This is a genomic window from Streptomyces sp. NPDC015346 (assembly GCF_043078785.1).
Taxonomy (GTDB): Bacteria; Actinomycetota; Actinomycetes; order Streptomycetales; family Streptomycetaceae; genus Streptomyces.
In genome coordinates, this window is record NZ_JBIBTW010000008.1 from 213,850 (window position 1) to 226,649 (window position 12,800).

The following is a 12,800-nucleotide window of genomic DNA, read 5'->3' on the forward strand; positions in this document are numbered from 1 at the left end:
GCTTTGCATGATCATGCGAGATGATGCATACTCTTCCTATGTCTAAGGTCCTCACCTCCCTTCCCGCCGGCGAGCGCGTCGGCATCGCCTTCTCGGGCGGGCTCGACACCTCGGTCGCGGTCGCGTGGATGCGCGACAAGGGTGCCGTCCCGTGCACCTACACCGCCGACATCGGCCAGTACGACGAGCCCGACATCGCCTCGGTGCCCGGCCGTGCGAAGACCTACGGCGCCGAGATCGCGCGCCTGGTCGACTGCCGCGCGGCGCTGGTCGAGGAGGGCCTGGCCGCGCTTACCTGCGGGGCGTTCCACATCCGCTCGGGCGGGCGGGCGTACTTCAACACCACGCCGCTCGGCCGCGCCGTCACGGGCACCCTCCTGGTCCGGGCCATGCTCGAGGACGACGTCCAGATCTGGGGCGACGGTTCGACCTTCAAGGGCAACGACATCGAGCGGTTCTACCGGTACGGCCTGCTCGCCAACCCGCACCTGCGGATCTACAAGCCCTGGCTGGACGCGGACTTCGTGACCGAGCTCGGCGGCCGCAAGGAGATGTCGGAGTGGCTCCTCGCCCACGACCTCCCCTACCGCGACAGCACCGAGAAGGCGTACTCCACCGACGCCAACATCTGGGGCGCCACCCACGAGGCCAAGACCCTGGAGCACCTGGACACCGGCGTGGAGACCGTGGAGCCCATCATGGGCGTGCGGTTCTGGGACCCCGAGGTGGAGATCGCCACCGAGGACGTGACGATCGGCTTCGACCAGGGCCGCCCCGTGACGATCAACGGCAAGGAGTTCGCCTCCCCCGTCGACCTCGTGATGGAGGCGAACGCCATCGGCGGCCGCCACGGCATGGGCATGTCGGACCAGATCGAGAACCGGATCATCGAGGCCAAGAGCCGCGGCATCTACGAGGCGCCCGGCATGGCCCTGCTGCACGCGGTGTATGAGCGTCTGGTCAACGCGATCCACAACGAGGACACCCTCGCCCACTACCACAACGAGGGGCGGCGCCTCGGCCGGCTGATGTACGAGGGCCGCTGGCTGGACCCGCAGGCGCTGATGGTGCGCGAGTCGCTGCAGCGCTGGGTCGGCGCGGCCGTCACCGGCGAGGTGACGCTGCGGCTGCGGCGCGGTGAGGACTACTCGATCCTCGACACCACGGGCCCGGCCTTCAGCTACCACCCGGACAAGCTGTCCATGGAGCGCACCGAGGACTCGGCGTTCGGCCCGGTGGACCGGATCGGGCAGCTCACCATGCGTAACCTCGACATCGCCGACTCGCGCGCCAAGCTGGAGCAGTACGCCGGGCTCGGCCTGATCGGTACCTCCAACCCCGCCATCGGTGCCGCCCAGGCGGCCGCGACCGGGCTGATCGGCTCCATGCCGGAGGGCGGCGCCGAGGCCATCGCGTCCCGCGGCGAGGTCTCCGGCGACGAGGAGATGCTGGACCGCGCCGCGATGGAGTTCGGCACCGACTGACCTACCCGACCACCGGAAAAGGCCGGTTCGGCGCCGACGGCGCCGAACCGGCCTTTTCCGTCACCCGCCCGGGGCGGGGCGGCGGGTGTCAGACCGGTGCGCTCTCCCGGTCGGCGTCCGCCCGCGTCCGGTCCTGCTTCCGTGCGGCCAGGATGACGAGCACGCCGGCGACGACACCCACGAAGTACGGAGACGGCACCAGCAGGACGCCGCCGACGAAGCACCACACCGCCAGGCCCCAGCCGATGCCGGCGGGCACGGCCACCGCGCGTCCGGCGAGGTGCCAGGTCAGGCAGCCCAGGAGGATCAGGGGCACGGCGAAGCTTCCCGGGCCGGCCCAGAAGGTGACCTGGTTCTGGAGGACCTCCCCCGCCGGGTCGGCGGGCCCGTCCGCCCCCGCCCGTGCGAGCGGGACGGCCGCCCACAGCCCCCGGTCCACCCACTTGGCCACGTCGTCCCAGGCGAAGACGGCCATCAAGGACAGGTGGCCCGTGCCCAGCGTGATCATGATGCCGCTCGCCCAGCGCAGCAGTCGCTTACAAGTAGTCATGGTCGTCAGGCCCCTTCACCGTGCCGCGCCGCGAGCTCGTGGCGGTCACGCCAGGCTCGTTCCCACTCCCGGGTCAGGGCCGGGTAGACGATGGCGTACCGGAAGGGTGCGATGGCGGCCATGTAGAGCCGCCCCCACCGTCCGTTGGGCTTGACGAGGACCGTCATCCGCAGCTCGTGGTCACCGTCCGCCCCGCGCACCCAGCCGAGGTGCATCACGGTGTGCACGGTCTTGTTCGCCAGTTCGCGCGCGGACTCGGTCGGGAGTTCGTAGACGGCCTTCAGGGGCATGGCGTCGGTGTCCTCGCCCCGTGGGGCGTCGCGGAGGTCGTCGGGGAGGCGGTCGCGGAGCGAGACGACCCGCGCGCCGACGCCCGCCGTCGGCTTGTCCCAGCCGAGGAGGGCGCCGAGCTTCCACCGCACGGCGAACAGGAACCGCACCGGCAGGGGCTGCCGTGCGAGCCCGCCGGACACCCGCATCGCGGTCAGCATCAGGGGAAAGTCGTCGGGCCCGGCGCCGGGGGTGCGGAACGCCCACACGTCCTCGACCCCGAAGTCGGAGGTGAACTCGTGGATGCGCCACGGCCGCTCGGTGTAGGTGGACTTCGCGAGTCGCGCCACGTGTCGACCTCTCGTTCTGTACGGAGTCGTATATTGATCTGTACGGTAGCGTACAAACTCACGTCATGACACCCCTTTCGAGAGCAGGTGAGCAGGTGCCCCCCGTCCCTCGTACACCGCGAAGTCGCTGGATCGAAGCGGGACTCGACGCCCTCGCCCGGGGCGGCCCCGACGCCGTGCGCGTCGAGGCTCTGGCCGCCGAGATGGGGGTGACGAAGGGCGGCTTCTACGGGTACTTCGACGGGCGGGCGGCGTTGCTCGCCGAGATGCTCGACGAGTGGGAGCACCGGTCCACCCACGCCGTCCTGGAGCAGGTCGAGTCCGAGGGCGGGAGCCCCGCCGAGCGGCTCCAGCGAGCCGGCCGGCTGACCTTCTCGGACGATCTGCACCGGATCGATCTCGCGGTCCGCGAGTGGGCTCGCCACGATCCGTCGGTCGCGGCGCGGCTGCGGCGGATCGACAACACCCGGATGGACTTCCTCCGCACGATGTTCGGGAGCTTCATCGCGGACCGCGACGAGGTCGAGGCACGCAGCACTCTCCTCTTCGCCCTGGCGATCGGCCGCCACTTCATCGCCGCCGACCACCCGGGCCGCACCCCCCGCGAAGCCATCAACCTGGCCGGAGAACTCCTCCTGCGCCCCTCCCTGTGAGCACGCGACGGGGGCGCGGCGCCCAGGCGGCGCCCGCCCGATGCGCGGCCTCGCCGATCCCCTGACCCAGGGCTCGCTCATGCTGGCCGAAGAGGGATGCGGCATGTTCGTACGGCTGGTGGTGAACGGCCCGCGGGCGGGCGAGATCTGGCGCATCGATCCTGACTGGGGCGGCTTCGTTCCGGCGCACCCGAATTTCCGCGTCTGGTACACCCACTGGCTGGAACGCCCGTGGCCCCCGGCCCGAGGCGCAGCTCCGGGCGGGTCACCGTGAACGCCCACCGAATCGTGGAGTTCGCAGGTCGGCCTGAACGGGGAGAACGGCATCTTCAACGCCCCGGCGGTCCGTTCAGAGGTCGAACTCGATGTGCTCGAGATCGGTGAACTCCACCAGTAGACCGTCGGCGCGGCGGCCCCGGTCCTTGAAGTAGATCTCCTGGAGGCCCTCGGCCGCGATGTCGCGCAGGCGTTGCTCCGTGGCTCCCTGGTCGCGGGCGTCGAAGAGGCGGGCGGCGAACTCGGGGGGCAGCGCCACGGTGAGGTGGCGCATCCGGCTGTCGTCGGTGCTGCCGGGGGCGGCGGTGTAGCCGAAGCGGGCGCGGGTGTCGACGACGATGCCGTCGGTGGTGGCGGCCCTCTCCTTCGCCTTCGCGCGGATCTGCGGCTGCCACCGCCGGGTGACCTCGGCCGCAAGGCGGGCGGCGAGCTCGGGGCGGGGCCGCCTGATCTGGTCCTTCACGTACCGTTCCACGGTGCGCTGGGAGATCCCGAGGACCTCGGCCGCCGCCCTGGTCCCCTTGAGCTGCCTGACCAGGTAGCGCATCCTCGCCCCGGCCGACTTCGGGACGGGGCGGGTGAACGCCTTCCGGACCGCCTGGTCGAGGCCGTCGCCGAGCTGTGCCATGATCCGCTACTCCCCGTCGTCCTGGTGCGTGACGTCGCCGTCCTTGATGTACCGGGCGAGGTTCAGCTCCGGGGCGTCGTACCGCTCCCGTACGCCCTCGCCCCAGAGCACGCTCTGGGTGCCCTCGTGCTTCACCATGCCCGGGCTGACGCCGAGCCGGAAGCCGCCCGGCAGGGGCTTGCCGTCGTGGTACGGCAGGAAGTCGAGCGGGGACGGTCCGTCGGACGCGTAGACGGCGCAGTCGGACAGGATCGCGACCGGGTACCGGCCGGTGACCGCGGCGTGCTTGAGCAGCTTGCGGTGCATGTTGATCCGCGTGCGGGAGATGACGGCGGCGCGGATGTCGGGTCGCCAGGTCGGGCGGGAGAGCGCCCGCCAGGGCTCGCCGGGCTTCCAGCCCTCGCCGCGCGGGCGTTCACGGAGCTTGCCGATGCCGCCCTTGACCGTCGCCTTGATCGCGGACAGGACGATCGCGAGGTGCGGGTCCACCTGCTTGTGGCCGTCCATGGCCGCGAGAAAGGCCTCCGGGGAGAGGTCGGCGGTCACGCCGAGGTCGGCCATCGTCGCCACGTACGCGTCGCGCAGCCGGTTGTACCAGCCGTCGAGGTAGCGGCCGTTCTCGTACCGGACGTACGCCTCGGTCGGCGCGACGTCGTAGCCGAGCTCCACCGCGTACGCGACGGTCGGCGTCGCGTACCAGGCCGGGCCCTCCGGCCGGTCGCCCCTCGGCGTGAACGGGCTCGGCAGCAGGTCGCCGTCCAGGCGCCGCCACTCCTTGCCGACGACGACACGGGAGAGGTCGACGTGCGAGAGGTCGACCAGCCAGGCGCCGGGCAGCTTCGGGTCGAAGACGGGGTTCCGGACGTGCGTCGGCGCGCCCAGGCCCACGATCGTGCCGTTGGCACCGGCGGCGAACGCCATGTTCACGTCGATGCCGACCAGATGCGGCTTGAGGCACTCGTCGTCGGTGAGCGGCCTCGCCCAGTCGTACGCCTCCTCGACCAGGACCTCGGCCGGGGTACGCCGGTGGAAGCGCGGCAGGCCGGCGAGGAGGGGGTGGCCGTCGGGGGCCTCGCAGGGCGCGGGGTCGACCGGGTCCTTGCCCAGGCTGCCCGGGTTGTGCTCGCTGTGCCGTACGCCGTTCTCGTCCGGCTCGGAGGCGCGGGTCGGCGGGTGCAGCGCCGTCATCAGCTCCAGTCCGGTCACGGCGGTGGAGCCCCGCGGCGTCATCACCCGGGTGGCGTACACGCCGAGGAGCCGGGCCAGTTCGGCCGGCGGAAGCGTGGCGGCGGTGCCCCAGTGGCGGGTGTCGAGCGCGCCCCAGGACGGTACGCACAGCTGTACGCACGAGCGCTCGGAGCCCCGCGCCGGGCGGTAGATGCGCGCCCACGGGCCGAATCCGCGCTTGGTCAGCTTCCATTCGGCGCGCGCCAGCTGCTTGACGACCTTGTGGCCCTCGGGCAGCCGTCCGGCGGTCCGCTCCTCGTCGGTCAGCCGGACGGGCAGTCCGTAGCGCTCGCAGGCGGCCTCGGTGAGCACGAGCAGCGGGTCGGCGTCCTTGCCCGGACCGGACAGCTTCGGCGCGCCGAGCTTCGCCTCGGTGAGGGTCCACTCGACCAGGCTCGCGACGGACTTCGCGGGCACGTCGAGGACGAGACCGCCGACGCAGTACGCGAGGGCGTGGCCGTCCTCGACGTCGACGACCGCGAGCGGGCCGTGTGCGAAGCGGGGGTCGGTGCCGGCCGCCGATGCCGATGCCGATGCCGATGCCGATGATGTCCTGGCGGCGGGGGCCCGGCGGGGGGCGGCGGTACGGGTGGGGCGCTCGGGGTTCCGGGCGGCGGGCGTGGCCGCGACGGCGGCGACCTCGGGCGCCGGAGGGCTGGAGGGGGTTCGCGGCGCCGGCGGCTCGGGCACGGCAGGCGGGGTGGGCGCGGTGGGCGGCTCGGGCGGCGTCGCGACGGGCGGGGCTGGGTAGAGGGCGGCGAGCTTCTCCAGGAGGCGCGCGTACGCCTCGCGCTCCGGCGGCCTCGGTTCGGTCCGGCCCGCCTCCCAGCCGCTGACGGTCGCGCGCCGCACCTTCAGCGCGCCGGCCACCTGGTCCAGTGTCAGCCCGTGCGCCAGACGCAGGCGCTTGCGCTCCTCCGGCGGGGGCAGGGGGGACGCGGACGCGATCAGCGCGTCGACGGCGTCGAACAGCTCCGACATGGAACACCTCCAGGCCGTCACCCTACTGCCCGGACCGTACGGACCGCGCACATCAGGCGTGCATGTCGCGTACGCACGCCGTACGTCGCCCGGCGGGCCGCCGGGCGACGTACGGGGTGCGGGGTGCGGCACATGCGGCGGCGTGCGGCCGGTTACTGCAGAACTGCCCCGGCGCGCATGGCGAGGAAGTTCGCCTTGTAGGCGTCGTGGGCCGTCGCGCCGGACAGGCGGATCAGGGCCTCGTCGTTCTCCCGCAGCGAGGAGAAGTCCAGGTTGTGCGAGCCGGTGAAGGTCCACTTCGTATCGGGGTGGCCCGCGTAGTTGCCCTCGATCAGCAGGTACTTGGAGTGGACGAAGTAGCCGTCGGCGTCGAGACGGTAGGGCTTGATCCGGGCGTGGCCCTGCAGGGTCGCGAGGTCGTTGGAGTCCTTGAAGACCACTTCGATCCAGCAGTCCTGGTCGGCGAGCGAGCGCAGCTTGGCCGCGATCTCGTCCCGGTGCAGGGCCCAGGCGGCGATCCGCACGATGGTCTTGTGGGAGGCCGTGCCGACGGTCGTGTTCCCGGTGCAGGAGACGTTGTTCAGGAACCCGAGCACGATGTCGCCGCTCTGCTGCGGGAAGAAGTAGTACTTCGTGTCGCCGGCCTCGCCCTGCCGGTAGTAGTCACTGGTCTTGTTCATGGCGGCGAGGTCGTTGAAGTAGCCGGTGTACGCCGTGTAGAGGGCGGTGTTGCCGACGACGGTGTACGCGTTGTTCCACTGCCGGGTCGTGGCCGAGACCGTCTGGTTGGCGGAGCTCTGGATGACCACGTCCTCGGCGACTCCCACGTCGCCGACGCGGGAGAAGAGGAAGAACTTGTTGTGGTTGATCGGGTTGGTGCCGCCCGCCGCGATGCAGGCGCCGCCGCTGGTGCACACCTGCACCCAGGAGCCCTGGGTCTTGTCGGTCCCCAGCGCGGCGATCAGGTTCTGCGCGGGCGCCGGGTTCGGTGCCTCGATTGACTTGTGGTCCAGGACGACGCGTACGTTGACGCCCCGGCCGTGCGCGGCGACGAGGGCGTCGGTGTAGTCCTGGTCCTGCATGACGTAGAGGGCGGCCCGCAGGGTGCGTCCCCCTTGGGTGTTGTCGATCGCCCGGATGATGTGGCTCTTCACGGCGTTCTGTTCGGCCGCCGTCCCCTTCGGGTTGTTGAAGACGGCACCGGTGACGACGGGGGGCGCGTCCTCCGCGACCGCGGGTGTGATGCCGGAGAACAGAAGGGCGAAGGCGACCGACATGGTCGCCCAGAAACGCTGACGGATGACTCCTCCTCGGCTGGATGGTGGCATGAGCCTGCCATGAGCCGTCGAGGAGGAAGAAGGGAGGGTGCACCGGATGGGTGCGGTGCGGCCGGACGGGGCGTGCGGCCGGCCCGGCCCGCCGCGGCGAGCGGCGGCGGCCGGGCCCGCGGCGTGCTCAGCGGGCCCGTGTCAGCCGGGCCAGGTGCCGGTGACCTTGCGGACGGCGGTGGCTCCGCTGCGGTCCACGACGGCCTTCACCGCGGCGAAGATGGCGCCCTGCACCGCCGCGGCGAGCAGGATCTCGCGCCAGGAGCGTTCCTCGTCGGTGGCGCCCGGTGCGTCCTCCTCGTGGCCCAGCAGCTTCCATGCCTGCTTGAAGAGCGCTCCGGCCATCATTCCGGTGGCGGCGCCCATCAGCAGACCCACCGGCTTGTACATGAGCTTCGACTTCTTCATGTCACCGTCCCCCGTTCCTGCGGGACCGCCACAGGACGGCCACGACCAGGATCAGCCCGGCCGCGCCGGCCATGACCAGGGCGCGGTGGCGCTGCGCCGCCTCGGCGGCGTGGCCGGCCTTCTCCCTGACGGGCGGCGGCGTCCTGTCCTGGGCCGCGTGGAGTGCGTGGGCCGCCTTGTCCTCGATCCGGGTGATCGTGTGCGAGGTCTTCCCCTTGGCGGCCGCCTTGACCTCGGCCGCCTTCTCCTGTGCGCGGGTCTTGACGTCCGCCCGCGCGGCCAGGGCCTCGATGGTCCTGCCCAGCTCCTCGCGGGTGACTTCGACCTCCTCGCGCAGCTGCTCGGGGGTGGGGGCGGACTTCTCACCGGGGGCCTTGTCGCCGGTCATCGGTGCACCCTTTCCTTGATCTCGGCCACATCGGCCTTCACGCTGTCGATGGTCTTGTCGGGGGTGGGTGGGGCCGCGCGGCGGACTTCCCGCTTGCCGACGGCGGCGAGGATCGCCGCGAGGGCCGCGAGGACGCCCGTGACGATCAGCGCCGACGCCCATACGGGCAGCGCAAGGGCGAGGGCGGCGATCGCGGCGGCCACCAGCGCCTGCAGGGCCAGGACGGCGACGAGGCCGGCGCCGCCGAAGAGGCCGCCGCCCATGCCGAACTTCTTGCCCTTGGCCTGCATCTCCGCCTGGGCCAGGCGCAACTCCTGGCGTACCAGCGTCGTCAACTGCTCGGCGGCCTGCTTCACCAGCGCGCTCGTCGAGTCGTGATCGTTCGTAGGTGCCGGGCGATGTACGGGGTGGTTCATCGCTGGAGCCTGCCTTCCCTCTCTGCCCGTGCGACCGACCGGGTCGCGGGTCTGGATGTCGCGGGTCCGGATGTCGCGGGTCTGGATGCTGTCCGGATCTGCGGGAGCCCCTGGGGCGCCGGTACCCGCCCCACGCCTCCTCATCCGTCGCCGCGGGGGCCCGTGTCGTCCGGTTCACCCATCCGCCGACGGTCCTCCTCGCTCCACTTGCTGGTCTCGCGGGGTTCGACGTACGGCTCCTCGTCGGCGGGGTGCCCGTCGAGGATCGCGCGTTCCCGGGACAGCTCGGCGTCGAACTCCAGGCCCAGCAGGATCGCCAGATTCGTGATCCAGAGCCATACGAGGAAGATGATGACGCCGGCGAGCGTGCCGTAGGTCTTGTTGTAGGAGCCGAAGTTCGCGACGTACAGCGCGAAGCCGCCGGAGGCGATCATCCAGATCACCAGCGCGAGGAAGCTTCCGGGCGTGATCCAGCGGAAGCCGCGGCCCTTCGCGTTCGGGGCGGCCCAGTACAGCAACGCGATCATGATCGTGACCAGCACCACGAGCACCGGCCATTTCGCGATCGACCAGGCCGTCACCGCGGCGTCGCTGACGCCGAGCGCGGACCCGGCCTGCCGGGCGAGGCCGCCGCTGAACACCACGATCAGGGCGCTGACGCAGGCGAGGATCATCAGCGCCAGCGTCAGCAGCACGCGCAAGGGGGTCAGCTTCCAGACCGGGCGGCCCTCGGGCATGTCGTAGACGGCGTTGGAGGAGCGGATGAACGCCGCCACGTACCCGGACGCGGACCACAGGGCGGCCAGCAGACCGACGACGGCCAGCACGGATCCGGTGCCGCCGCTCCCCTGCAACTGCTCCACGGCCCCGGTGATGATGTCGCGGGCCGAGCCGGGGGTCAGCTGGGTGAGATTGTCCAGGATGCTCTGCGTCGCCGACTTTCCCGTCACCCCGAGGAGCGAGACGAGGACGAGGAGTGCCGGGAACAGCGCGAGGACGCCGTAGTACGTCAGCGCCGCGGCGCGGTCCGGCAGCTCGTCGTCCTTGAACTCCTTCAAGGTGCGGCGCAGGACCGCTCCCCAGGACCTCTTGCCCATCTCGGTGGGCCCGTCGGGCCCGCCGGGGCTGTCGGGAGCCGGTGCGGGTTGCCTGTCTCGACCTGTGTCAGCCATGACACGCGGTTAACCAGAAACGCCGACGCGAACCATGCGACAGGCCTTCCCGTCCGGATGCGCCGTGAGCCGTGTCTCATCCGCGCCGCCGCGCTTGTGTATGCAACGAGTTGCATAGAAGGATTCGAGGCATGGCGCTCGAACACGCGATCCTCGTGTCGCTGCTGGAGAAGCCGGGCTCCGGCTATGAGCTGGCCCGGCGCTTCGAGCGGTCCATCGGGTACTTCTGGACCGCCAGTCACCAGCAGATCTACCGCGTGCTCAAGCGCATGGAGAGCGACGGCTGGGTCGACGTCCGGGACGTGCCGCAGCAGGGCCGCCCGGACAAGAAGGAGTACTCCGTCGCGGCCCTGGGACGGGACGCCCTCGCCGGCTGGCTGCACGAGCCGATCCAGCCCGAGAGCGTCCGGCACGACCTCGCCGTGAAGATCCGGGGCGCGGCCTTCGACGACCCGGCGGCGCTGATCCGCGAGGTCGAGCGCCACCGGCAGGCGCACACCGAGCGTCTGGCTCATTACCTCGCGGGCGAGGCGCGCGACTTCCCGGAATCGCGGGCGCCCGACGACGCAGCCCCCGGACTTCCGCCCGATGCCGGGCGGGAGCTCCAACACGTCGTGCTGCGCGGTGGCATCGCGTACGAGCGGATGATGCTCGACTGGCTCGACGACGTGCTCGCCACCCTTCGACGGCTCGGTTCCGCGCGCTGATCGTGCGCCGACCCGACCCGTCGGTACGACCCTTCCCCTCTTCACTCCACCCGAAGGCGGACATCCATGGCCGATTCGCTGCTGTTCAACCCGCGCACGTACGACCCGGCGCACTTCGACCCGGAGACCCGCAGGCTGCTGCGCGCCACCGTCGACTGGTTCGAGGACCGCGGCAAGCGCAGGCTGATCGAGGACTACCGTTCCCGTGCCTGGCTGGGCGACTTCCTCGCCTTCGCCGCCAAGGAGGGGCTGTTCGCGACGTTCCTCACCCCCGCCGCCGCGGCCGACCACGACGACAAGCGCTGGGACACCGCCCGGATCGCCGCGCTGAACGAGATCTTCGGCTTCTACGGCCTCGACTACTGGTACGCCTGGCAGGTGACGATCCTCGGTCTGGGCCCGGTGTGGCAGAGCGACAACGCCGCCGCCCGCGCCCGCGCGGCCGAACTCCTCTCCCAGGGCGAGGTGTTCGCCTTCGGCCTGTCCGAGAAGACCCACGGCGCCGACATCTACTCCACCGACATGCTGCTCGAGCCGGACGGCGAGGGCGGTTTCCGGGCCACCGGCTCCAAGTACTACATCGGCAACGGCAACGCCGCCGGCCTCGTCTCCGTCTTCGGCCGTCGCACCGATGTCGAGGGTCCCGACGGCTACGTCTTCTTCGCCGCCGACAGCCGCCACCCGGCGTACCACCTGGTGAAGAACGTCGTCGACTCCTCGAAGTACGTCAGCGAGTTCCGTCTGGAGGACTACCCCGTCGGGCCCGAGGACGTGCTGCACACCGGCCGCTCCGCCTTCGACGCCGCCCTGAACACCGTCAACGTCGGCAAGTTCAACCTCTGCACCGCCTCCATCGGCATCTGCGAGCACGCGATGTACGAGGCCGTGACCCACGCCCAGGGCCGCATCCTCTACGGCCGGCCCGTGACCGCCTTCCCGCACGTGCGCCGGGAGTTGACCGACGCGTACGTCCGTCTCGTCGGCATGAAGCTGTTCAGCGACCGCGCCGTCGACTACTTCCGCTCCGCCGGCCCGGACGACCGTCGCTACCTCCTCTTCAACCCGATGACGAAGATGAAGGTGACCACCGAGGGCGAGAAGGTCATCGACCTGATGTGGGACGTCATCGCCGCCAAGGGCTTCGAGAAGGACAACTACTTCGCGCAGGCCGCGATCGAGATCCGGGGGCTGCCCAAGCTGGAGGGCACGGTCCACGTCAACCTCGCGCTGATCCTCAAGTTCATGCGCAACCACCTGCTGGACCCGGCCGAGTACGCGCCCGTGCCCACGCGGCTCGACGCGGCCGACGACGCCTTCCTCTTCCGGCAGGGTCCGGCCCGCGGTCTGGGCTCCGTACGCTTCCACGACTGGCGTACCGCCTACGACGCGTACGCCGACGTGCCCAACGTCGGCCGGTTCCGGGAGCAGGCGGACGCCCTCTGCGATTTCGTCACCACCGCCGCGCCCGACGAGGAGCAGAGCCGCGACCTCGACCTCCTCCTCGCGGTCGGCCAGCTGTTCGCGCTCGTCGTGCACGGTCAGCTGATCCTGGAGCAGGCGCGCCTGACGGAGCTCGACGGGGACGTGCTGGACGAGCTGTTCGCCGTGCTCGTACGCGACTTCTCCGCGCACGCCGTCGAGCTCCACGGCAAGGACTCCGCCACCGCGGCGCAGCAGCGCTGGGCCCTGGACGCGGTCCGGCGCCCGGTCGTCGACGAGGCCCGCTCGGCGCGGGTCTGGGAGCGCGTCGAGGCGCTGGCGGGGGCGTACGAGATGGCGCCGTGACCCTGCGGTAGGCAGGTGGCCGGCGCCGGCCGGAGGCGCGGTCCACGCGTGACCGTCGGCGTGGTCGGCTCGTGGCCTTCGGCGTGGTCGGCGCGTGCCGGTCATGTCGTTCGCGGGCCGTCACCGGAGTCCGGCAGCCGCCGGAGCTTCGGGGGCGGCCCGTGCGGCATTAGGCTC

Annotated in this window: 14 protein-coding genes; 5 read left to right on the top strand and 9 right to left on the bottom strand. The window is 71.3% G+C overall.

What is annotated here, in order from left to right:
- Nucleotides 1-38 precede the first annotated feature (38 nt).
- A complete protein-coding gene (argG, locus tag ACF06X_RS27580; RefSeq protein ID WP_392289980.1) occupies nt 39-1,484 on the top strand; it encodes an argininosuccinate synthase in 1,446 nt (481 codons plus the stop codon).
- Nucleotides 1,485-1,572: 88 nt separating this feature from the next.
- Here the strand turns inward: argG and ACF06X_RS27585 are convergent, their stop codons facing one another.
- Together ACF06X_RS27585 and ACF06X_RS27590 are read right to left on the bottom strand one after the other, a co-directional pair.
- Nucleotides 1,573-2,034, bottom strand: coding sequence for a DUF6463 family protein (locus tag ACF06X_RS27585; protein ID WP_392289981.1), 462 nt, complete (start codon nt 2,032-2,034; stop codon nt 1,573-1,575).
- A gap of 5 nt (nt 2,035-2,039) precedes the next feature.
- Nucleotides 2,040-2,654 carry a DUF2867 domain-containing protein gene (locus tag ACF06X_RS27590; RefSeq protein ID WP_392289982.1) on the bottom strand — a complete coding sequence of 205 codons (615 nt, stop codon included), beginning with the start codon at nt 2,652-2,654 and terminating at the stop codon, nt 2,040-2,042.
- 95 nt (nt 2,655-2,749) lie between these two features.
- Here ACF06X_RS27590 and ACF06X_RS27595 point away from each other — a divergent pair, with 95 nt between their 5' ends.
- Nucleotides 2,750-3,307 carry a TetR/AcrR family transcriptional regulator gene (locus ACF06X_RS27595; RefSeq protein WP_392289983.1) on the top strand — a complete coding sequence of 186 codons (558 nt, stop codon included), beginning with the start codon at nt 2,750-2,752 and terminating at the stop codon, nt 3,305-3,307.
- A 40-nt stretch (nt 3,308-3,347) separates the two neighbouring features.
- A complete protein-coding gene (locus ACF06X_RS27600; RefSeq protein WP_392289984.1) occupies nt 3,348-3,581 on the top strand; it encodes a hypothetical protein in 234 nt (77 codons plus the stop codon).
- Nucleotides 3,582-3,656: 75 nt separating this feature from the next.
- On the opposite strand, the gene tpg is transcribed toward ACF06X_RS27600, so the two are convergent.
- From tpg to ACF06X_RS27635, 7 genes are all read right to left on the bottom strand, one after another.
- Complete coding sequence (tpg, locus tag ACF06X_RS27605; protein ID WP_392289985.1) at nt 3,657-4,211, bottom strand: telomere-protecting terminal protein Tpg; 555 nt, start codon at nt 4,209-4,211, stop codon at nt 3,657-3,659.
- 6 nt (nt 4,212-4,217) lie between these two features.
- Entirely contained in the window at nt 4,218-6,419 is a 2,202-nt protein-coding gene (gene tap / locus ACF06X_RS27610) for a telomere-associated protein Tap (protein WP_392289986.1), read from the bottom strand.
- Between the two features lie 152 nt (nt 6,420-6,571).
- The gene (locus tag ACF06X_RS27615) at nt 6,572-7,696 is read right to left on the bottom strand and encodes a phosphatidylserine/phosphatidylglycerophosphate/cardiolipin synthase family protein (protein ID WP_392289987.1); all 1,125 of its coding nucleotides are present in this window, start codon (nt 7,694-7,696) and stop codon (nt 6,572-6,574) included.
- A gap of 192 nt (nt 7,697-7,888) precedes the next feature.
- On the bottom strand, nt 7,889-8,155 hold the full coding sequence (locus ACF06X_RS27620; RefSeq protein WP_392289988.1) for a DUF4235 domain-containing protein: 267 nt from the start codon (nt 8,153-8,155) through the stop codon (nt 7,889-7,891).
- A gap of 1 nt (nt 8,156) precedes the next feature.
- A complete protein-coding gene (locus ACF06X_RS27625; RefSeq protein WP_392289989.1) occupies nt 8,157-8,543 on the bottom strand; it encodes a DUF3618 domain-containing protein in 387 nt (128 codons plus the stop codon).
- Complete coding sequence (locus ACF06X_RS27630; RefSeq protein WP_392289990.1) at nt 8,540-8,959, bottom strand: phage holin family protein; 420 nt, start codon at nt 8,957-8,959, stop codon at nt 8,540-8,542. The genes ACF06X_RS27625 and ACF06X_RS27630 overlap by 4 nt, the downstream gene beginning before the upstream one ends.
- 140 nt (nt 8,960-9,099) lie before the next feature.
- A complete protein-coding gene (locus ACF06X_RS27635) occupies nt 9,100-10,131 on the bottom strand; it encodes a YihY/virulence factor BrkB family protein (protein WP_392289991.1) in 1,032 nt (343 codons plus the stop codon).
- A 131-nt stretch (nt 10,132-10,262) separates the two neighbouring features.
- Between ACF06X_RS27635 and ACF06X_RS27640 the strand changes: the two genes are divergently transcribed.
- Both ACF06X_RS27640 and ACF06X_RS27645 read left to right on the top strand, forming a co-directional pair.
- Nucleotides 10,263-10,838 (top strand): PadR family transcriptional regulator, encoded by a 576-nt coding sequence (locus ACF06X_RS27640; RefSeq protein WP_392289992.1) that lies wholly within the window; start codon nt 10,263-10,265, stop codon nt 10,836-10,838.
- Between the two features lie 66 nt (nt 10,839-10,904).
- On the top strand, nt 10,905-12,623 hold the full coding sequence (locus ACF06X_RS27645; RefSeq protein ID WP_392289993.1) for an acyl-CoA dehydrogenase family protein: 1,719 nt from the start codon (nt 10,905-10,907) through the stop codon (nt 12,621-12,623).
- The last annotated feature ends 177 nt before the right edge of the window (nt 12,624-12,800 follow it).